Source organism: Streptomyces sp. P17 (assembly GCF_032436805.1).
GTDB lineage: Bacteria > Actinomycetota > Actinomycetes > Streptomycetales > Streptomycetaceae > Streptomyces.
Map to the genome: position 1 here is coordinate 50,377 of NZ_JAVRBF010000024.1, position 20,439 is coordinate 70,815.

The window sequence follows — 20,439 nt, forward strand, 5'->3', positions numbered from 1 at the left end:
CTCACGCCTCCTTCGGGTCGACGGGGCCGGCGGCGGGACGGCGGGTACGGCGCAGCGGTGGCTTGGCCCCCAGTCGCTTGGGGTCGAGGCCGGACCAGCGGTGGCCGTTCGCGAAGAACTTCCTGCGGGCCAGGAGGGTCAGCAGGGGCTTGGTGAACAGGAACACGACCACCACGTCGAGCACGGTGGTCAGGCCGAGCGTGAACGCGAAGCCCTGGACCTTGCCGACGGTGACGACGAACAGCACCGCGGCGGCCAGGAACGACACGAAGTCGGAGACCAGGATGGTGCGCCGGGCGCGCGGCCAGGCCCGCTCGACGGCGGGGCGCAGCGAGCGGCCCTCGCGGATCTCGTCCCGGACGCGTTCGAAGTACACGATGAACGAGTCCGCCGTGATGCCGATGGCGACGATGGCACCGCAGACGGCCGGCAGGTTCAACGCGAAGCCGATGGCCGGGCCGAGCAGCGACATGATCACGTAGGTGAGCGCGGCGGAGACCAGCAGCGAGGCGATGGCGACGAGCGACAGGCCGCGGTAGTAGACCACCAGGTAGAGGATGACCAGGGCGAGACCGATCGCGCCCGCGATCAGACCGGCCTTGAGCTGCTCGCCGCCGAGCGCGGCGGTCACGGTGGTGACGCTGTCCTCGCTGAAGGACAGCGGCAGGGCGCCGTACGACAGCATGTTGGCGAGGCTCTGGGCGGACTCCTGGTTGAAGTTGCCGGAGATCTCGGCGCTGCCGCCGGTCAGGGCCTGGCTGACTCGCGGGTCGGAGACGACCTCGTTGTCCAGGACGATGGCGAACTGGTTCTGCGGGGGCTGGTTCTGCGCAAGCTTGCCGGTGATCTCGCCGAACTTCTTGCGGCCCTCGCCCGTGAACTCCATGTTCACGGTCCAGCCGGCGGCGGTCGTGGTGTTGAAGGCCGCCTCGGCCTTGTCGACGTCCGTGCCGTCGACCTCGGCCGGGCCCAGGATGTACTTCTGCCACTGGCCGCCCGCGTTCTGGCCGCAGGCGACGGTGGAGTCGGTGGGCTTGGCGCCGTCGCCGGCCTTGGCGCGGGCCGTCTCGTCGGTGCAGTCGAGCGCGGCGTACTGCTTTTCGAGCTTGCCGGTGTCCGCGGAGCCGGAGGGGCTGGCACTGGCGGACGGGGAGGCGCTGGAGCTGGGGCTCGCCGATCCGGTGGGGTCGGCCTTCAGGGCGTCGGTGACCGCGCGGCCCTGGGTGGTGGAGGTCGCCGACGGCGTGCCGGTCGCCGAGGGGGACGAGGACGAGGTCGCCTTGTCCGTGGCCTTGTCCGACGCGCTGCCGGAAGGGCTCGGGGACGGGCTGGTCTTCGCGGCGGCGCCGGTGACCTCGGTGGCGATGACCGGGCGGAAGTACAGCTTGGCGGTGGTGCCGACCTGGTCCCGGGCTTCCTTGGAGTTCGTGCCCTTGGGGATGTTGACGATGATGTTCTTGTCGCCCTGGGTCTGGACCTCGGCCTCCGAGACACCAAGACCGTTGACACGCCGCTCCATGATCTCGACGGCGGTGTCCATGTTGGTCTTGTTGATCGCGGATTCCTGGCCCGGCTCGGCCTCCGCGCGGAGCGTGATGCTCGTACCGCCGGCCAGGTCGATACCGAGTCGCGGGGTGGTGTGCCCGGAGAGGAACATTCCCCCGGTGAGCGCCACGATGGCGATCAGGATGAGGACCAGCGAGCGCCCCGGCCTGCTCTGGGCGCTCGCGCTCCGGCCCTTCTTAGGTGCTGCCACCTTCTCGTACTCCCTCTCGGGCCGCCTCTCGCCCGGTGGGCGCCGGCGGCCATGACATGTAGTCGGGATCCGGTGCGAGAGCCGCGCGCGCCCGGGGCGCGCGGGTCACGCCCGCGCGCTCCGGGAGGCGGCTACTTCGCGTCGGACTCGCCGTCGGACTTCTTCGGCTCGCTGTCGGCCTTCGTCTCGGCGGCCGCGACGTCGTCGGAGGGCTCCTCGTCGGTGTCCGCGTCCTTCTTCCCGAGGTCGACGGACTTCTCGTCGGAGGCGGCGGCAGCGTCGTCGGACTCGGTGAGGGAGGAGGCGTCGTCCGGGACGACGTCGGCGTCGGCCTTCAGGTCGTGCTCGATGCCGTGGACGATGCGGTTGTACTCGTCGTCGGAGAGGACGGCACCGATGGCGTTCTTGGCGAAGAGCAGGTCCACACCCGGGCCGGCGTCGAGGAGGACGGTGTCCTCATTGACCTCCTTGACCGTGGCATACATGCCCCCGATGGTGCGGACGCCGGAACCGGGCTGCATCTGGTTCCGCATGTCGGCGGCCTGCTGCTGCTTCTTCTTGGCCGACCGGGTCATCAGGAACATGGCCCCGATGAGCACGATGAACGGGAGGAGGGTCACGAGACTCACGGGTCGGAACTTCCTTCACACGACCGCGATGGTGAGCGGCCTGATGGTTGGGGGTTTAAGTGCCGCCGACAACGGCGGCATCGGCGGAGTCTAAGCGAGTCCGCGTGCAAGGAACAACGCTCAGCATGGCACCGAGGTTCCTGACCCCGCCAATGCCCGCGCCGTGCGAGCCCCGGCACGGCGCCCTCACGCCCCGAACAGGTCCCCTTGTCCGTTTCCCACAGCCCCCGAGCGGGGCGGGGTGAGGCCGAGATGCGCCCATGCGGCGGGCGTGGCCACCCGGCCGCGGGGAGTGCGGGCCAGCAGACCCTCCCGGACGAGGAACGGCTCGGCGACCTCTTCCACGGTCTCGCGCTCCTCCCCCACCGCGACGGCGAGTGTCGACAGTCCGACCGGGCCGCCGCCGAAGAGCTTGAGCAGGGCTTCGAGGACGCCCCGGTCGAGCCGGTCGAGCCCGCGCGCATCGACTTCGTAGACCTTCAGTGCCGCCGACGCGATGTCGCGCGTGATGATGCCGTCGGCCTTGACCTGCGCGTAGTCGCGGACGCGGCGCAGCAGACGGTTGGCGATACGGGGCGTGCCGCGGGAGCGGCCGGCGATCTCGGCGGCGCCGTCGGCCTCGATCTCGACGTCGAGCAGATGCGCGGAGCGGTGGACGACGCGCTCCAGCTCGGCGGGCTCGTAGAACTCCATGTGCGCGGTGAAGCCGAAGCGGTCGCGCAGCGGGGGCGGCAGCAGTCCCGCGCGTGTGGTGGCGCCGACCAGGGTGAAGGGGGGCAGCTCAAGGGGGATGGCGGTGGCGCCGGGGCCTTTGCCGACGATCACGTCGACGCGGAAATCCTCCATCGCCATGTAGAGCATCTCCTCGGCGGGCCGGGACATGCGGTGGATCTCGTCGAGGAAGAGGACCTCGCCCTCCTGGAGGGAGGAGAGGATCGCCGCGAGATCGCCGGCGTGCTGGATGGCGGGCCCCGAGGTGATGCGGATCGGAGCGCCCATCTCGGCCGCGATGATCATCGACAGGGTGGTCTTGCCGAGGCCGGGGGCACCGGAGAGCAGGACATGGTCGGCGGTGGCGCCACGCGCGCGTGCGGCGCGCAGGACGAGGTCGAGCTGTTCGCGGACCTTCTCCTGGCCGATGAACTCGCCCAGGTCCTTGGGGCGCAGCGCCGCCTCGACGGCCTGGTCGTCACGGTCGGCGGACGCACCGACGAGCCGCTCCTCGGCGGGGGTGTCGGTTGTGTCGTCCCAGTTCACGGCGGTTCTCCTCGGTACGGGCTAGCGGGCGCGGTTCAGCGTCTGAAGGGCCGCCTTCAGCAGCCGGCCGACCTGAGGCGTGCCCTCGGCCGCCTCCGCCTGGGGCGCCACGGCGGACACGGCCTCGTCGGCCTCACGGGTCGCGTACCCGAGGCCGATCAGAGCCGCGTGCAGTTGGTCGCGCCAGCCCTGGGTGACCGGTGCGCCGACGGCGGGGGCGCCGATCGGCTCGCCGAGCCGGTCCTTGAACTCCAGCAGCAGTTTCTGCGCGCCCTTCTTGCCGATGCCGGGGACGGCGGTGAGCGCCTTCTCGTCGCTGGTCGCGACGGCTCTGCGCAAGGCGTCGGGCGAGTGCACGGCGAGCATGGCCTGCGCCAGGCGCGGTCCGACGCCGCTCGCGGTCTGGAGCAGCTCGAAGGTCTGCCGCTCGTCGTCGTCCGCGAAGCCGTACAGGGTCAGCGAGTCCTCGCGGACCACCAGCGAGGTGTGCAGCTTCGCGGGCTGACCGAGGCGGAGGGTGGAGAGCGTGTTCGGCGTGCACTGTACGGCCATGCCGACACCGCCGACCTCGACGACGGCGGCGTCGGGGGCGAGTGCGGCGACTGTGCCGCTCACAAAGGCGATCATGCCGTACGGCCTTTCGATGCGGTGGTCTGTGCTGCGTGCAGGGCCACGGCCTGCTGGAGTCGGTTCTGGACGGGGGCGCGCCAGATGTGGCAGATGGCGAGCGCGAGGGCGTCGGCGGCGTCCGCGGGCTTGGGTGGCGCGCCGAGCCGCAGCAGCCGGGTGACCATGGCGCCGACCTGCGCCTTGTCGGCGCGGCCGCTGCCGGTGACGGCGGCCTTGACCTCGCTGGGGGTGTGCAGGGCGACCGGGATGCCGCGGCGCGCGGCGCACAGCATGGCCACGGCGCTGGCCTGGGCGGTGCCCATCACGGTGCGGACGTTGTGCTGGCTGAACACCCGCTCCACGGCGACGAATTCAGGCCGGTGTTCATCGAGCCACTGCTCGATGCCCTGCTCGACGGCGACGAGGCGCTGCCCCAACTCGGCGTCCGTGGGGGTCCGTACGACACCGACGCCGAGCATGGTCAGCGGTCGTCCGGCGACGCCCTCGACCACACCGACCCCGCACCGCGTCAGTCCCGGGTCCACCCCCAGTACGCGCACTCGCCCCTCCCTTTCGATCGCCTGTTTGTGCAGGCTATCGGGTGCCACTGACAGCGCCCGACAACGCGACGGGCCGACGGGGTGTGTCCCGTCGGCCCGTTCGTATCCGGAGCGTCGGCTCAGGCGTCCACCTTCTCCATGATCTCGTCACTCACATCGAAGTTGGCGAAGACGTTCTGCACGTCGTCGCTGTCCTCCAGCGCGTCGATCAGCTTGAAGATCTTCCTGGCGCCCTCTTCGTCCAGCTCGACCTGGACGGAGGGCACGAAGCTGGAGTCGGCGGAGTCGTAGTCGATGCCGGCGCCCTGGAGGGCGGTGCGGACGGCGACCAGGTCGGTGGCCTCGCTGATGACCTCGAAGGACTCACCGAGGTCGTTGACCTCCTCGGCGCCCGCGTCCAGGACGGCGCCGAGGACGTCGTCCTCGGTCAGCTCACCCTTGGGCACGATGACAACGCCCTTGCGGCTGAACATGTACGACACGGAGCCCGGGTCGGCCATGTTGCCGCCGTTGCGGGTCATGGCGACGCGCACGTCGGAGGCGGCGCGGTTGCGGTTGTCGGTGAGGCACTCGATGAGCACCGCGACACCGTTCGGGCCGTAGCCCTCGTACATGATCGTCTCGTAGTCGGCGCCGCCGGCTTCGAGACCGCCGCCGCGCTTGATCGCGGAGTCGATGTTCTTGTTCGGAACCGACTGCTTCTTGGCCTTCTGGACGGCGTCATAGAGCGTCGGGTTGCCTTCGAGGTCGACGCCGCCCATGCGCGCCGCGACCTCGATGTTCTTGATCAGCTTCGCGAAGAGCTTGCCGCGCTTGGCATCGATCACGGCCTTCTTGTGCTTCGTCGTGGCCCATTTAGAGTGGCCGGACATCTGCCTGTCTCCTTCGCGTAACCCGTCTATGAACGAACGCCAGAGATCCTACAAGGACTCGGCCGCACGGTTGGCGCGCACCATCTCGACGAATAGCCCGTGCACGCGGTGGTCGCCGGTCAGTTCCGGGTGGAACGACGTGGCGAGCGCGTTGCCCTGGCGGACCGCGACGATGTGGCCGTCGTGCTCGGCGAGAACCTCGGCCTCGGCGCCCACGGACTCCACCCAGGGGGCGCGGATGAAGACGCCCTCCACAGGATCGCCCGGGATGCCCCGCACGTCGAGGGATGCCTCGAAGGACTCGTTCTGGCGGCCGAAGGCGTTGCGGCGCACGATCATGTCGATGCCGCCGATGGTCTCCTGTCCCGAGCGCGGGTCGAGGATCTTGTCGGCCAGCATGATCATGCCCGCGCAGGTGCCGTAGACGGGCAGTCCGGCACGCACGCGTGCGCGCAGCGGCTCCATCACGCCGAACAGGACGGCGAGCTTGGAGATGGTGGTGGACTCACCGCCGGGGATGACCAGGCCGTCGATGTCATCGAGCTCTTCGGGGCGCCGCACCGGCCTGGCCACGGCGTCGGCCGCGGCCAGGGCGATGAGGTGCTCCCGTACGTCGCCCTGGAGTGCGAGCACTCCGACCACGGGAGCGGTCATTACCAGCCTCGGTTCGCGTAGCGCTCGGCCTCGGGCAGGGTGTCGCAGTTGATGCCGACCATGGCCTCGCCGAGGTTGCGGGACGCGTCCGCGATGATCTTCGGGTCGTCGTAGAAGGTGGTGGCCTTCACGATGGCGGCGGCGCGCTTGGCCGGGTCGCCGGACTTGAAGATGCCGGAGCCGACGAAGACGCCCTCGGCGCCGAGCTGGCGCATCAGCGCGGCGTCGGCGGGGGTGGCGACGCCACCGGCGGAGAACAGCACGACCGGGAGCTTGCCGAGCTCGGAGACTTCCTTGACCAGCTCGTACGGGGCGCGCAGCTCCTTGGCGGCGGCGTACAGCTCGTTGTTGTCGAAGCCGCGCAGCTTGGCGATCTCGTTCTTGATCTGGCGCAGGTGGCGGACGGCCTCGACGACGTTGCCGGTGCCGGCCTCGCCCTTGGAGCGGATCATCGCGGCGCCCTCGGCGATACGGCGCAGGGCCTCGCCCAGGTTGGTGGCACCGCAGACGAAGGGGGTCGTGAACGCCCACTTGTCGGAGTGGTTGACCTCGTCGGCCGGGGTCAGGACCTCGGACTCGTCGATGTAGTCCACGCCGAGGGACTGCAGGACCTGGGCCTCGACGAAGTGGCCGATGCGGGACTTGGCCATCACCGGGATGGAGACCGCATCGATGATGCCCTCGATCATGTCCGGGTCGGACATCCGGGCCACGCCGCCGTCCTTGCGGATGTCGGCCGGGACCCGCTCCAGGGCCATGACGGCGACGGCGCCCGCGTCCTCGGCGATCTTCGCCTGCTCCGGCGTGACGACGTCCATGATCACGCCGCCCTTGAGCTGCTCGGCCATGCCGCGCTTGACGCGGGCGGTACCGGTGGCGGGAGCCTGGTTCTCGGTGATGGACACGGATTGACCTCACATACGGGAAAAGAGGGGTTTCTACAGCACCGAGGAAACGTGAATGGACCAGGCCACAGCAAGGGCCAATGGTGAGGCGGTGGATCCTTTTCGCGTACGGCGCCGACTAGGCAGCCCGGTCCGTCAGCGCCGACGGCGGCTCGTCGTCCATCTCGAAGGCCAGCGGGAACGGCGCGTGCCCGGCCAGCCGGAACCAGCGCACCTTGCGGTGCCGGCGCAGCGCCCGGGCGGCGCGCACGGCGTCGTTGTGGAAGCGCCGGGCCATCGGCACCCTGCGCACCGCCTCGGTCAGTTCACGGGCGGCGGCCTCTCCCCCGGGCGCCTGCCGCACCTCCTCGACCTGCTGGGCCTCGGCGAACACGGCCCGCAGCGCCTGGCTGAGCTCGCTCTCGGCGACCTCCCGCTGCTCCTCCTCGGCCTGCCGGGCGGCATGGGCGGCCTCGTAGAGGACGATCGAGGCGGCCGGGTCGAGCACCCCGGAGGTGGCGAGCTCCTGGGTCACCGAGGCCCGCCTGAGCAGTTGCGCGTCGAGCGCGGCACGGGTCGCGTCGATCCGGGCGTGCAGCCGGTCGAGCCGGCCCGCGGTCCAGCTCAGGTACAGGCCGATCGCGACAAGGGCGACGAGGATCCAGATGAGGGTTGCGGTCACGGGCGGCAAGGTTACCGACGCCCGGCCCGGGCGCTACGAGCGCCCACGCGCGCGTGCCGCCGCCACAGCCCTCATGCACGCGCGCGGACGCCGCGAGCCCCGATGCGCGCCGTCACCTCAAGCCCTACGCGCACACCCTGCCGACCGGCCCCCGCGCGCGCGTGCGTTCAGTCCCGCGCCAACCCCAACCGCGCCCGCAGCCCCGGCGCCCGCTCGTCCGCCGCTGCCACCGCTGTCGTCCCGTCGGTCACCGTCTCGTACACCGACAGGATGTCCGCGCCGACCGTCGACCAGTCGAAGCGGCGGACATGGGCGCTGCCCCGCTCGCGCAGTTCGGCGCGGCGGGCCGGGTCCTCCAGCAGGCGTACCGCCGCCTCGGCGAGCGCGTCGGCGTCCTCGTTGGCGAAGAGTTCGCCCGCCGCTCCCTGGTCCAGCACCTGCGCGAAGGCGTCCAGGTCCGAGGCGAGCACCGGTGCCCCCGCCGACATCGCCTCGACCAGGATGATCCCGAAGCTCTCGCCGCCGGTGTTGGGGGCGACGTAGAGGTCGACACTGCGCAGGAAGCGGGCCTTGTCCTCGTCGCTGACCATGCCGAGGAACTCCACGCGCGAGCGCAGTTCCCGGGGCAGGTTCGCCACCGCCTCCTCCTCGTCGCCGCGCCCGGCGACCAGCAGCCTGCTCTGCGGCCGGGCGGCGAGGATCTTCGGCAGCGCCTTCATCAGCACCGGCAGGCCCTTGCGGGGCTCGTCGATCCGCCCTATGAAGCCGATCGTGTCGCCCTGCCACTCCGGCTTGGGCTCGGCCTTGGCGAAGAAGTCGACGTCGACGCCGTTGGGGATGACGACCGCGTCCCCGCCCAGGTGTTCCACCAGCGTGCGGCGGGCGTACTCGCTGACCGCGATGCGCGCGCTGATCTTCTCCAGGGCGGCCTGGAGGATCGAGTACGCGGCGATCATGGCCTTGGAGCGCGGGTTCGAGGTGTGGAAGGTGGCGACCAGCGGGCCCTGCGCTGCCCAGCAGGTCAGCAGCCCGAGGGACGGCGAGGACGGCTCGTGGATGTGGACGACGTCGAACGCGCCGTCGTGCAGCCAGCGCCGCACCCGCGCCGCCGACAGGAACCCGAAGTTCAGCCGGGCCACCGAGCCGTTGTACGGCACCGGGACCGCGCGGCCCGCCGAGACGACGTACGGCGGCAGGGGGGTGTCGTCGTCGGCGGGGGCGAGCACGGACACCTCGTGGCCGAGCCGGATGAAGTACTCGGCGAGATCGCGGATGTGGAACTGGACGCCGCCCGGCACGTCCCAGGAGTACGGGCAGACGATGCCGATCCTCACGACGAGCCCTTCTCGGCATCGAGAGCTGGGTCGAGATCGGCCACCCACAAGCGCTGCAGCATGTGCCAGTCCTCCGGATGCTCGGCGATCCCCGTGGCGAAGGCATCTGCCAGCGCCTGTGTCATGACAGACGTCTTCTCGGCCCGGGTACCTGTCTCGGGCACCTCGACAGGCGGATGCACCCGCCCCCGCATCACGGGCGAGTCGTCGTACCAGAGCGTCACCGGCAGCAGCAGCGCACCCGTCTGCTGGGCGAGCAGGGCAGGTCCGGCCGGCATCCGGGCCGTCTCGCCGAAGAACTTGACCTCGACGCCGGAGGCGGACAGATCACGGTCGGCGACCAGGCAGACCAGCCCGCCGTCGCGCAGTCGCCGGGCCAGTGTGCCGAACGCGGAGCCGCCGCTGTGCGGCAGCACCTCCATGCCGAGGCCCTCGCGGTAGGCGACGAACCGGTCGTAGAGGGTCTCCGGCTTCAGGCGCTCGGCGACCGTCGTGAACGGCGTCTGCAGCTTGGTGGTCACCCAGGCACCGGCCAGATCCCAGTTGCCCAGGTGCGGCAGCGCCAGGATGACGCCCTTCCCGGCCGCGAGACCGTCGGTCAGGTAGTGCAGGTCCTTGGCGTCGAACCCCGTCTTGACGCGTTCCGCGCTCCAGGCCGGGAGGCGGAAGGACTCCATCCAGTAGCGCAGATACGAGCGCATGCCCGCGCGCGAGAGCTCGGCGAGGCGCTCCGGGCTCGCGTCGGGCACCACGCGCGCGTAGTTGCTCTCCAGCCGCTGCACGCCCTTGCCGCGCCGCTTCCAGGCGGCGTCCGCGATCGTCCGGCCGAGCCGTACCGCGACCGGCTCGGGAAGCCTCCTGACGGTGCCCCAGCCAAGGCCGTACAGCGCGTCCGTCAGCCGCTCCTGGGCGCTCATTTCGCCGCCTCGCTCCCCTGCGCGGCGTTCTCCGGGGCGGCCTCCGCGTCCGCCTCTGCGGCCTCGCGGCGCACGGTGACGACGCGCTGGATCAGCGTGACCAGGCTGCCCACTGCGACGATCCACAGCGCGACGGGCAGCAGGTACTGGATCCCGGGTACCCCGAAGTCGTGCAGGCCCGCGAGACCGGCCGCGACCAGGGAGATCACCAGGCGCTCGGCCCGCTCGACCAGACCGTTCACGGCGACCGGAAGACCGATCGACTCGCCCCGGGCCTTGGTGTACGACACCACCTGGCCGCTCGCCAGACAGAAGATCGAGACCGCGCACAGGACGAGGTCGTCGCCGCCCCCGGCGTACCAGAGCGCGAAGCCGCCGAAGATCGCGCCGTCGGCGACGCGGTCGAGCGTGGAGTCCAGGAAGGCGCCCCAGCGGCTGGAGCGGCCCAGCTGCCGGGCCATGTTGCCGTCGACCAGGTCCGAGAACACGAACAGCGTGATCACGACCGTGCCCCAGAAGAGCTCGCCCTGCGGGTAGAACACCAGCGCGCCCGCCATCACGCCGGCGGTGCCGATCAGCGTGACCGTGTCGGGGCTGACGCCCCGCCGGATCAGAAACGCGGCGAACGGTGTGAGGACACGCGTGAAGAATGCACGCGCGTACTTGTTCAGCATGGCCTTCCCGAGGTTCGGTGTGGCCGCGCGGCCCCTGCTGGCCACCGGCTGGCCCATCGTAGCCACGCGCGCGCACGGCTGGCGGCCGGGCGCCGGTTCACACAACGCGCGGGAGCGGCGGGCGCGATCACGTCCTCCGTATGGACGCACCGTGACGGGAGTGGAAAGCTCGAAGAACCGCGGGCGTCACCGGAGCCGCCACCGCACGCGGATCCGCATGTCCGCGCCCACAAATGACCTCACCGTGCACGGGAGGCAAGGCCATGGGCGACAAGGCGAACGCACACCCCGGAGCCGCCGGCAGGGCAACAGCGGCCGACCACCCCGCGTCCGTACGGAATGTGGTGCTGGTCGGCCACTCCGGATCGGGCAAGACGACATTGGTGGAAGCTCTCGCGCTCACCGCGGGGGCAGTGAACCGGGCGGGCCGCGTGGAGGACGGCGGCACCGTCTCGGACTACGACGACATCGAGCACCGCCAGCAACGGTCGGTACAGCTCTCCCTGGTGCCCGTCGAATGGGACGGCATCAAGGTCAATCTTCTGGACACCCCCGGATACGCCGACTTCGTCGGGGAACTCAGGGCCGGTCTGCGAGCGGCGGACGCGGCCCTTTTCGTCGTCTCCGCCTCGGACGGCGTGGACGGCTCGACCCGCATGGTGTGGGAGGAGTGCGCGGCCGTCGGCATGCCGCGCGCCATCGTGGTCACGCACCTGGAGTCCGCGCGGGCGGACTACGAGGAGATGACGCGGATCTGCGCGGACGCCTTCGGCGCCGACGATCCTGACGCCGTGCTCCCGCTCTATCTGCCGCTGCACGGACCGCAGGCGCCGGACGGTCATGCGCCGGTGACCGGACTGATCGGGCTGCTGTCGCAGAAGCTGTTCGACTACTCCTCCGGGGGGCGCAAGGAGTCCGAGCCGGGCGAGGACCTGCTGCCGGGGATCGAGGAGGCCCGCAACCGGCTCATCGAGGGGATCATCGCCGAGAGCGAGGACGAGACCCTCATGGACCGCTATCTCGGCGGCGAGCAGATCGACGTGAAAACGCTCATCGACGACCTGGAGCGCGCGGTCGCGCGCGGAGTCTTCTTCCCCGTCCTGGCCGCCGCCCCCGCGGCCGAGGGCGCCCGGCAGGGGCTCGGCACCATCGAGCTGCTGGAGCTGGTCACCGGCGGCTTCCCGACGCCGCTGGAGCGCGAGGCGCCCCGCGTCACGACCGTCGACGGCAAGCCGCGCGAGCTGAAGCAGTGCGATCCGGACGGGCCGCTGGTCGCGGAGGTCGTGAAGACGGCGTCCGACCCGTATGTCGGCCGGGTCTCGCTCGTGCGTGTCTTCTCCGGCACCCTGCACCCCGACGAGACCGTCCATGTCTCCGGGCACGGGCTTGCCGACCGCGGGCACGAGGACCACGACGTCGACGAACGGATCGGCGCCCTGTCCCGGCCGTTCGGCAAACAGCAGCGGCCGCTCAGCCACTGCATCGCGGGCGACCTCGCGTGCGTGGCGAAGCTGAACCGCGCGGAGACCGGCGACACCCTCTCCGCCAAGGACGACCCGCTCCTGATGGAGCCCTGGGAGATGCCCGACCCGCTGCTGCCGCTCGCCATCCAGGCGCACAGCAAGGCCGACGAGGACAAGCTCTCCCAGGGCCTGTCCCGGCTGGTCGCCGAGGACCCCACCATGCGCCTGGAGCAGAACCAGGACACCCACCAGGTCGTCCTGTGGTGCCTCGGTGAAGCCCACGCCGACGTCGCCCTGGAACGGCTGCGCAGCCGCTACGGCGTCCAGGTCGACGTCGTACCGCACCGGGTCTCCCTGCGGGAGACGTTCGCCGCCAAGTCGGCCGGGCGCGGTCGGCATGTGAAGCAGTCCGGCGGGCACGGGCAGTACGCCATCTGCGAGATCGAGGTCGAGCCGCTGCCCGGCGGCTCGGGCATCGAGTTCGTGGACAAGGTGGTCGGCGGGGCGGTGCCGCGGCAGTTCATCCCGTCCGTCGAGAAGGGCGTACGGGCCCAGGCCGCCAAGGGAGTCGCGGCCGGTCATCCGCTCATCGACGTCCGGATCACGCTCCTCGACGGCAAGGCCCACTCGGTGGACTCCTCCGACGCCGCCTTCCAGACGGCCGGAGCGCTGGCGCTGCGGGAGGCCGCGGCCGACGCGAAGATCCACCTCCTGGAACCGGTCGCCGAGGTGACCGTACTGGTCGGCGACGAGTACGTGGGCGCCGTGATGAGCGACCTCTCGGGGCGGCGCGGCCGGGTGCTCGGCACCGAACAGACCCCCGGCGGACGCACGCTGGTCCGCGCCGAGGTGCCGGAGATCGAGATCGGCCGGTACGCCGTCGACCTGCGTTCCCTCTCGCACGGCACCGCCCGCTTCAACCGCTCCTACGCGCGGCACGAGCCGATGCCGCCGCAGATCGCCGAAAGGATCCGTGAAGAGACCCGGGATTCCGCGTAGTTGGCACCGGGCACAACCCAGGTGGGGCCGAAGGGGCCCCACCCGAAAGGCCTTTGTGGAACGCTCCCCTCCGCGTCGGCGGACGGCTTCGGCCGTCCGCCGACGAACTGTCGGTGGCTGCGGATACGCTGATGACCTGATCAACAGGTGTGCCGGGCAAGGAAGTCGGGAAGGCCGCAGAACGACAGTGTGCGGCGATCGGGGGCGGGAATGGCCGTTGACGGCGGTTACGGGGACATCTTCGGTCCCCAGGTGCCGCGCACGGGCGACGAGGGACAGACGGCGACGTTCGCGCTGGCCTCGGCGGCCTATCGCGACACCCCGGTGGAGAAGATCCTCGACGCCAACAGCGAATGGCATCAGTCGGCCGTCAAGGCCGGCAAGCTCAAACTGTTCAAGCCGAACCTCGGCGAGGCCTTCTCCCGCGCGGTCGTCGACCGCATGGTCGGCCCCGGCCGCAAACCGCTCATCCAGTCCTTCGGCGCCGAACCCCAGGTCGTGGTCGAGCACTGCCTCGCGGCCAACAACCTCCGCAAGGAGCGCGACAACCGCCTGACCGTCGTCATGGTCCTGTGCGGGGTGCTGTTCCTGCCCGGCCTGCTGATCTGGCTGCTGGTCTTCCAACTGCGCACCACCATGGCCAAACGCGCGGACCGGCGGGCCGGTGCGCTCGCCACCGCCCTCCTCGTCGCGGTGGGCGCGCTCGCCGTGATCTTCCTGATCCGCATGCCGTTTTCCGGCTTCTGGGCCTGGTACGCGCGCGCGGCGGTCGTCCTGCCCGTCATCGGCTGGTACCTGGCCAAGCAGATCTGCGAGCGCACGGCGAAGGACCTGCGCGAGCGCTGGGACAGCCTGATCGCGGGCAGCAGCGTCGGCGCCAAGGTCCCCGAGGCCGTACCGAGCAGCCCCGGCGAGAACGCGGCCGAGCAGCTCCGCCAGTCCCTGGCCAAGCTGAGCGCCGAGCAGCAGTCCAACTCCGTGTTCTACGCCGGACCCAAGGGCATCCTCGGCATGGGCACCCGCTGGGGCAGCTGGCAGCTCGCCGAGGACCTGGTCCAGGCGGACCCGCACCGGGAGATCCACCCGTTCCGCAGCTGGGACGTCATACGCTCGATCCACGACCAGCTGAAGATGCTGGCCCGCGGCCCGCTGAACACCGGCGGCTTCCCGACCCCGTCCATACGGCACTGGATCGTCACGCCGATCGGCGAGAACGCCAAGGCGGTGGCCCGGCCCGGCGGCACGGACGTGGAGGCCTACCAGGTCAAGCAGCACGCCATACAGGACATCTGCAACAAGCAGCAGTTCGGCGCGGGCGACCGGCACTACCTGGGCGTGCAGTGGACGCTGTGGGACGGTCAGCTGGTGATCACCATGCTGATCACGGTCACCGTGCTGCACGAGACGTTGCGCATCGAGGTCACCGGGCATGCGCTCGGCCCGGTGCACTCCCTGTTCACGTCGAAGTCCGAGGCCCCCACGAAGGAGGTCAGCAAGTCCCTCAAGCCCTGGGAGACCCGGACGATCAAGCTGCCGCTGGTCGACGCCGACGAGGTCGTGCGGCTCGCGGCCCGGGCCCCGCTCGGCTGGTATCCCCCGCTGCTGAACTGGCTCGGCGGCACCCTGAGCCTGCCCGAGCCCTTCGGCCTCCGGCACGCCTGGGCGGACAAGCCGTGGCGCCATCGCTTCATGGCCGACGACGCCCTGCGAGCGGCTACACCGGTGCTGCGGGTCGTACATGCGGCGGCGATAAGGGTGCTGGAGGAGAACGGCGTGAACACGGAGAAGTTCGGGTCGAGGTCCGCGTTCTTGAGTACGGCGGTGCAGGACCCGTCGCCTCGGAAGGCTGACGTGTACGACGTGTAGCCGTGTTACGCCCGCATCATGCCGTCGGCCACGACTCGGCCAGCATCTTCCTGGTGTCCGCCAGCAGCTGCGGCAGCACCTTCGTGTGCCCCACCACCGGCATGAAGTTCGTGTCGCCTCCCCAGCGCGGGACGATGTGCTGGTGGAGGTGGGCCGCGATACCGGCGCCGGCGACCGTGCCCTGGTTCATGCCGATGTTGAAGCCGTGCGCCCCGGACGCGGTCCGCAGGGCCGTCATCGCCTGCTTGGTCAGGGCCGCCAGCTCGATGGTCTCCGGCTCGGTGAGATCGGTGTAGTCCGCGACATGCCGGTAGGGCACGACCATCAGGTGGCCGCCGTTGTACGGGTACAGATTCAGCACCGCGTAGACCAGCTCGCCGCGCCGGACGATGAGCCCGTCCTCGTCGGACTTGGCCGGGATGGAGCAGAAGGGACAGCCGTCCTCGGCCCCCGGGCCGGTCGGCTTGTTCTCGCCCTGGATGTAGGCCATCCGATGGGGTGTCCACAGACGCTGGAACGCGTCCTGCGTCCCCACTCCCCACTGCTGCTCCGGCTCACTCGTCATGCCATGCAGCATATGGCGTCGCCCGTTCGAGCCGTGTCGCCGGGGTTCGCGGGAAAGCGGCTCGGGCGAAGCTGGGCGCGTGCACGAAGACGATCCTCAGGGCCCCTGGGAGCAGCGCACCGAGGTGCCGCTCGCGCTGGCGTCCGTCGCCTTCCTCACCGCGTACGCGGTCCGCGTCCTGGCCACCGGTCTCACCGGGTTCGGGCAGGATCTGACCCTGGCGGTGATGCTGGGCGCCTGGACGCTGTTCGCCGTGGATTACGCGGTCCGCTGGCACCTCAGCGGCCAGGGGCTGCGCTTCGTACGGAGGAACTGGCTGGACGCGCTGGTGGTGCTGCTGCCGTTGCTGCGTCCGCTGCGGGTGGTCCGGCTGTACGAGGCGGTCCAGCGCCGGCACGGACAGCCCCGGCTGTCGCTGTACGCGCGCGTGATCACCTACGCCGGGGTGTCGGCCGTGCTGCTCGGCTTCGCGGGCGCCCTGGCGGTGTACCAGCGGGAGCGCGGGGCGCCGGGCACGTCCATGCACACCTTCGGCGACGCCCTCTGGTGGACCTGCGCGACGCTCACCACCGTGGGCTATGGCGACGTCACGCCTGTCACCTTCTGGGGCCGGGTGATCGCCGTCGGCATGATGGCCGGCGGTCTGGCCCTGCTCGGCGCCGTCACCGGCTCGTTCTCGTCGTGGCTGATCCAGGTGTTCTCCCGGGAGGACGACGAAAGGCCCCCGGGAAGCTGAACTCCCCGGGGGCCTGACAGCACCGGATCAGACCTGCGCCCGCTCCTCGACGACCTTCTGGATCTTCGCGATGGCCTCGTCGAAGGGGATGCCGTTCTCCTGCGAGCCGTCGCGGTAGCGGAAGGAGACGGCGTTGTTGGCCATGTCCTCGTCGCCCGCGATGACCATGAAGGGCACCTTCTGCTTCTGGGCGTTGCGGATCTTCTTCTGCATACGGTCGGAGGAGGAGTCCACCTCGACCCGCAGGCCCTTCTTCTTGGCGGCGGCGGCGAACTTCTCCAGGAAGTCCACGTGCCCGTCGCCGATCGGGATGCCGATCGCCTGGACGGGCGCCAGCCACGCCGGGAAGGCGCCCGCGTAGTGCTCCAGCAGCACCGCGAAGAACCGCTCGATGGAGCCGAACAGCGCGCGGTGGATCATGACCGGGCGCTGCTTGGAGCCGTCCGCGGAGGTGTACTCCAGGTCGAAGCGCTCGGGCAGGTTGAAGTCGAGCTGGATCGTCGACATCTGCCAGGTCCGGCCGATGGCATCCTTGGTCTGGACGGAGATCTTCGGGCCGTAGAAGGCGGCGCCGCCCGGGTCCGGGACGAGGGGCAGGCCCTGCTTCTCGGCGACCTGGCGCAGCGTCTCGGTCGCCTCCTCCCAGACCTCGTCGGAGCCGACGAACTTCTCCGGGTCCTTGGTGGACAGCTCCAGGTAGAAGTCGGTCAGACCGTAGTCGCGCAGCAGGCCGAGGACGAAGGTGAGCGTCTTGTCGAGCTCCTCCGACATCTGCTCACGGGTGCAGTAGATGTGCGCGTCGTCCTGCGTGAAGCCACGCGCGCGGGTCAGGCCGTGCACGACGCCCGACTTCTCGTACCGGTACACGGTCCCGAACTCGAAGAGGCGCAGCGGCAGTTCACGGTACGACCGGCCGCGCGCGTCGAAGATCAGGTTGTGCATCGGGCAGTTCATGGGCTTGAGGTAGTAGTCCACGCCCTCGTCGAGCTGCATGGGCGGGTACATGCCCTCGGCGTACCAGTCCAGGTGCCCGGACGTCTCGAAGAGCTTCCCCTTCGTCGCGTGCGGGGTGTAGACGAACTCGTAGCCCTCTTCCTCGTGGCGGCGGCGCGAGTAGTCCTCCATGACCCGGCGGATGATGCCGCCCTTGGGGTGGAAGACCGCGAGGCCGGAGCCGATCTGCTCCGGGATGGAGAACAGGTCGAGTTCGTTGCCCAGCTTGCGGTGGTCGCGCTTCTCGGCCTCGGCGAGGAAGTCCAGGTAGCCCTTGAGCTCGTCCTTGGACGGCCATGCGGTGCCGTAGACGCGCTGCAGCATCGGGTTCTTCTCGCTGCCGCGCCAGTACGCGGCGGCGTTGCGCATCAGCTTGAAGGCCGGGATCAGCCGGGTCGAGGGCAGGTGGGGACCGCGGCAGAGGTCCTTCCAGCACAGCTCGCCGGTCTTGGCGTCCAGGTTGTCGTAGATCGTCAGCTCGCCGGCGCCGACCTCGACGTCCGCGCCGTCGTCGGAGGACGCGGAGCCCTTGAGGCCGATCAGCTCCAGCTTGTAGGGCTCGTTCGCGAGTTCCTCACGGGCGGCCTCGTCGGTCACCACGCGGCGGGCGAACTTCTGCCCCCGCTTCTGGATCTCCTGCATCTTCTTCTCGATGGCCTTGAGATCCTCGGGCGTGAACGGCTTCTCGACGTCGAAGTCGTAGTAGAAGCCGTCCTTGACCGGCGGGCCGATGCCCAGCTTGGCCTCGGGGAACAGCTCCTGCACGGCCTGCGCCATGACGTGCGCGGTGGAGTGGCGCAGGATGTTCAGACCGTCCTCGGAGGAGATCTCGACGCCCTCGACCTCCTCGCCGTCGGCCAGGACGTACGACAGGTCCTTGAGCTCGCCCCCCACGCGCGCGGCGATGATCGAGCGCTCCGCTGCGAAGAGGTCGGCGGCCGTAGTGCCCGTCGTCACCACGCGCTCTTCCCGCTCGGAATCGCGTTGGATGATCACACGGACGTCTGACACCGGTCTCTCCTGACTGAAGGTGGGCTGCGGCGCCATACCGGGAGCGCGCGCATGACGGGATCGTACCGACCCGCACCCACCCAGGGCGAAATCAGTCCCCTCCGCAGGCTTCCTCGAAGAAGTCGAGATTCTCCTGGAGCGACTTCATCAGCCGGTCCCGCTCCGCCTCGTCCACCTGCACGGGTACGACCCCAAAGACCCCGGTGAGCTTGCGGAAGCCGCCCCGGCTCTCCAGCCGCCCGTGCACCCGCACCGGCAGTCCGACCAGGTGCGCGTGCCCGGCGATCCGGTAGGCCTCCTCGTCCAGGGTGAGCCGGATGTGCGGGATCTCGGCGCCGGCCAGCACCCGCAGCCGTACCGTGCCCTCCCCGCGCGGCCCCGACCTGCGCATCCGGACCACGGCGCCGGTGATGCGCACGGAGACGGAGGGTTCCTCGCGCAGATAGCGGGCCCCGGCCTCGCGCAGCACCGGCAGGTCGCCCGGGGAGAACTCGACGGCCTCGGCGCCGGCCGCGCAGCCCTCGGGGACACCGGCGGCGGGCGCCCACTCGACGGCGATGCGCGCGCCCTCGGTGCCCCGGACGAGGGCGATCAGGGCGTCGGTGAGTTCCCGGCTCACGCCCGCCTCGACGGCGCCGTCGAAGGCGTCCATGCCGCCGGTGGCCCGCTGGTAGTCGATGGCCTCACGGGCGGCGTACAGCGCCTGGTGCAGGCGTACGGCGAGCGGCCGGCCGGTGGCGACGGGCACGAAGGCGGTCAGCCGGCGGCCGCCGGACGGGGAGCCGACCAGGACGTTCTCCAGCATCGCGGCGGCGGGGCGGCGGTGCCGGGCACCGTAATAGCCGGCACGCGCGCGGGTGGCGAGGGCGGCGGCGAGGAGCGTCTGGCGCGCGGAGGTGCGCAGTTGCTCCTCCACGGTCCAGGGCGTGGTGCCCGCGGGCCCGGTGGGGACGTCCCGCCACCACCGGATCTCGTCGCTGGGCACGGCGAGGGAGACGAGCACCTCGCGGGCGGAGGGGGTGCCGCTGCGGGACAGGGCGACGAGCGCCTCGCCGAGCAGGTCGTCGCTGTCGGGGAAGGCGCGGTTCTCGGGCACGAGCAGGCTGGTGCCGCCACCGCCGGGGCCCGGCGGGGTCCAGCGGCCGTAGCGTCCGGCGGCGCCGCCGCGGCGCTGCCAGCCGTGCCGGTGCAGCAGGGCGCTGAGCACGGCGGGGTCGACCTGGTCGGGCTCGGGGGGACGGTGCCAGACGGCGGCGTCGACAGGGTGCGGCCTGACCGGCCGCAGGGGCTCCTCGATCGGGCGGTGCGTCATGGTCTGCCTCCCGTCCCGACCCGCGTCATGATCTCGCACAGCGCACGGTCGTCGAAGATGCGTGAGGTCGGGATCCGCACGGAGGTCCGGGTGCGGCCGGTGACCGGGTGTCCTGCGAGGTTGACCCAGTAGCAGCAGTGCCTGAGGTCGAGCCGGTCGTGGCTGGCGCGCAGCCAGTCGTCCTGGGACCGCGGGACGAGCATCACGACGAGGATCTTGTGCACGGAGACCGGGGTGCGGGCGAGCTTGCGCAGGTGGTCGTTGTCCAGCGTGAAGGAGAAGGCGCGGCCGGGAGGGTTGGGCGGGATCTGGTAGGTGGCTTTGAGCTGCACCTTGATGGTGACCTCGTCGTCGACCGTGTGCCCGGGTGAGCCGTGACTGACGTGCCAGTCGATGCCGTTGTCCGGGAATGGCTGCGACAGCGAGCACCCCGCGGCCGCCGCGACCGCGTGCAGATAGCCCACCTGCAGTGTCTCCATGCAGGCGGTGGTGGCGAGTGAACCGCGATGGGGGCCCGTGCGTTCGGGCAGCAGCCCGCCCCGCTCGGGCTGCGCTATCGCCATGACCAACAGCCTTCCAAGCCAAGTGAATCCCCGTACCGGGCCGCTGAACTGCAAAGACCCGCACTCCTGTTGTGTCCTTCCGGCGTACGGCGCAAACAGCCCG

General features: G+C 70.6%; 19 protein-coding genes. 3 read left to right on the plus strand and 16 right to left on the minus strand.

All coding sequences use genetic code 11. The annotated features are described in order from the left end of the window. Position 1: 1 nt before the first annotated feature. From secD to pgsA, 12 genes are all read right to left on the minus strand, one after another. On the minus strand, positions 2–1,756 hold the full coding sequence (gene secD / locus RMT89_RS17420) for a protein translocase subunit SecD (protein ID WP_315884669.1): 1,755 nt from the start codon (positions 1,754–1,756) through the stop codon (positions 2–4). Positions 1,757–1,887: 131 nt separating this feature from the next. Then, complete coding sequence (yajC, locus tag RMT89_RS17425) at positions 1,888–2,385, minus strand: preprotein translocase subunit YajC (RefSeq protein WP_315884670.1); 498 nt, start codon at positions 2,383–2,385, stop codon at positions 1,888–1,890. 186 nt (positions 2,386–2,571) lie between these two features. Next, positions 2,572–3,642 (minus strand): Holliday junction branch migration DNA helicase RuvB, encoded by a 1,071-nt coding sequence (gene ruvB / locus RMT89_RS17430; RefSeq protein WP_315884671.1) that lies wholly within the window; start codon positions 3,640–3,642, stop codon positions 2,572–2,574. A gap of 21 nt (positions 3,643–3,663) precedes the next feature. Further along, on the minus strand, positions 3,664–4,269 hold the full coding sequence (gene ruvA / locus RMT89_RS17435; protein ID WP_315884672.1) for a Holliday junction branch migration protein RuvA: 606 nt from the start codon (positions 4,267–4,269) through the stop codon (positions 3,664–3,666). Beyond that, a complete protein-coding gene (gene ruvC / locus RMT89_RS17440) occupies positions 4,266–4,811 on the minus strand; it encodes a crossover junction endodeoxyribonuclease RuvC (RefSeq protein ID WP_315884673.1) in 546 nt (181 codons plus the stop codon). Before ruvC ends, ruvA begins: the two co-directional genes overlap by 4 nt. 119 nt (positions 4,812–4,930) lie before the next feature. Then, entirely contained in the window at positions 4,931–5,683 is a 753-nt protein-coding gene (locus RMT89_RS17445; protein ID WP_315884674.1) for a YebC/PmpR family DNA-binding transcriptional regulator, read from the minus strand. A 48-nt stretch (positions 5,684–5,731) separates the two neighbouring features. After that, a complete protein-coding gene (gene pdxT / locus RMT89_RS17450; protein ID WP_315884675.1) occupies positions 5,732–6,337 on the minus strand; it encodes a pyridoxal 5'-phosphate synthase glutaminase subunit PdxT in 606 nt (201 codons plus the stop codon). Next, the gene (gene pdxS / locus RMT89_RS17455) at positions 6,337–7,242 is read right to left on the minus strand and encodes a pyridoxal 5'-phosphate synthase lyase subunit PdxS (protein WP_015661776.1); all 906 of its coding nucleotides are present in this window, start codon (positions 7,240–7,242) and stop codon (positions 6,337–6,339) included. Before pdxS ends, pdxT begins: the two co-directional genes overlap by 1 nt. A 118-nt stretch (positions 7,243–7,360) precedes the next feature. Then, positions 7,361–7,903, minus strand: coding sequence for a hypothetical protein (locus RMT89_RS17460; protein ID WP_315884676.1), 543 nt, complete (start codon positions 7,901–7,903; stop codon positions 7,361–7,363). A 167-nt stretch (positions 7,904–8,070) separates the two neighbouring features. Then, entirely contained in the window at positions 8,071–9,237 is a 1,167-nt protein-coding gene (locus RMT89_RS17465) for a glycosyltransferase family 4 protein (protein ID WP_315884677.1), read from the minus strand. Beyond that, positions 9,234–10,154 carry a phosphatidylinositol mannoside acyltransferase gene (locus RMT89_RS17470; RefSeq protein WP_315884678.1) on the minus strand — a complete coding sequence of 307 codons (921 nt, stop codon included), beginning with the start codon at positions 10,152–10,154 and terminating at the stop codon, positions 9,234–9,236. The genes RMT89_RS17465 and RMT89_RS17470 overlap by 4 nt, the downstream gene beginning before the upstream one ends. Beyond that, positions 10,151–10,885 (minus strand): phosphatidylinositol phosphate synthase, encoded by a 735-nt coding sequence (gene pgsA, locus RMT89_RS17475; RefSeq protein ID WP_315884722.1) that lies wholly within the window; start codon positions 10,883–10,885, stop codon positions 10,151–10,153. The genes RMT89_RS17470 and pgsA overlap by 4 nt, the downstream gene beginning before the upstream one ends. 206 nt (positions 10,886–11,091) lie before the next feature. On the opposite strand from pgsA, the gene RMT89_RS17480 reads away from it, so the two are divergent. Continuing rightward, positions 11,092–13,290: an elongation factor G-like protein EF-G2 gene (locus RMT89_RS17480; protein WP_315884679.1), complete on the plus strand. Its 2,199-nt coding sequence runs from the start codon at positions 11,092–11,094 to the stop codon at positions 13,288–13,290. A 210-nt stretch (positions 13,291–13,500) separates the two neighbouring features. Further along, positions 13,501–15,156: a hypothetical protein gene (locus tag RMT89_RS17485; protein ID WP_315884680.1), complete on the plus strand. Its 1,656-nt coding sequence runs from the start codon at positions 13,501–13,503 to the stop codon at positions 15,154–15,156. 16 nt (positions 15,157–15,172) lie between these two features. Here RMT89_RS17485 and RMT89_RS17490 read toward each other — a convergent pair whose 3' ends face one another. Further along, on the minus strand, positions 15,173–15,733 hold the full coding sequence (locus RMT89_RS17490) for an HIT domain-containing protein (protein ID WP_315884681.1): 561 nt from the start codon (positions 15,731–15,733) through the stop codon (positions 15,173–15,175). Positions 15,734–15,800: 67 nt separating this feature from the next. Here RMT89_RS17490 and RMT89_RS17495 point away from each other — a divergent pair, with 67 nt between their 5' ends. Then, positions 15,801–16,457 (plus strand): ion channel, encoded by a 657-nt coding sequence (locus RMT89_RS17495; protein WP_315884682.1) that lies wholly within the window; start codon positions 15,801–15,803, stop codon positions 16,455–16,457. A gap of 27 nt (positions 16,458–16,484) precedes the next feature. Here the strand turns inward: RMT89_RS17495 and thrS are convergent, their stop codons facing one another. The 3 genes from thrS to RMT89_RS17510 all read right to left on the minus strand — a co-directional run bounded on the left by thrS (position 16,485) and on the right by RMT89_RS17510 (position 20,336). Next, a complete protein-coding gene (thrS, locus tag RMT89_RS17500) occupies positions 16,485–18,461 on the minus strand; it encodes a threonine--tRNA ligase (RefSeq protein ID WP_315884683.1) in 1,977 nt (658 codons plus the stop codon). 91 nt (positions 18,462–18,552) lie between these two features. Then, a complete protein-coding gene (locus tag RMT89_RS17505) occupies positions 18,553–19,773 on the minus strand; it encodes a hypothetical protein (protein WP_315884684.1) in 1,221 nt (406 codons plus the stop codon). Beyond that, positions 19,770–20,336, minus strand: coding sequence for a DUF4365 domain-containing protein (locus RMT89_RS17510; protein WP_315884685.1), 567 nt, complete (start codon positions 20,334–20,336; stop codon positions 19,770–19,772). Before RMT89_RS17510 ends, RMT89_RS17505 begins: the two co-directional genes overlap by 4 nt. Positions 20,337–20,439 lie beyond the last annotated feature (103 nt).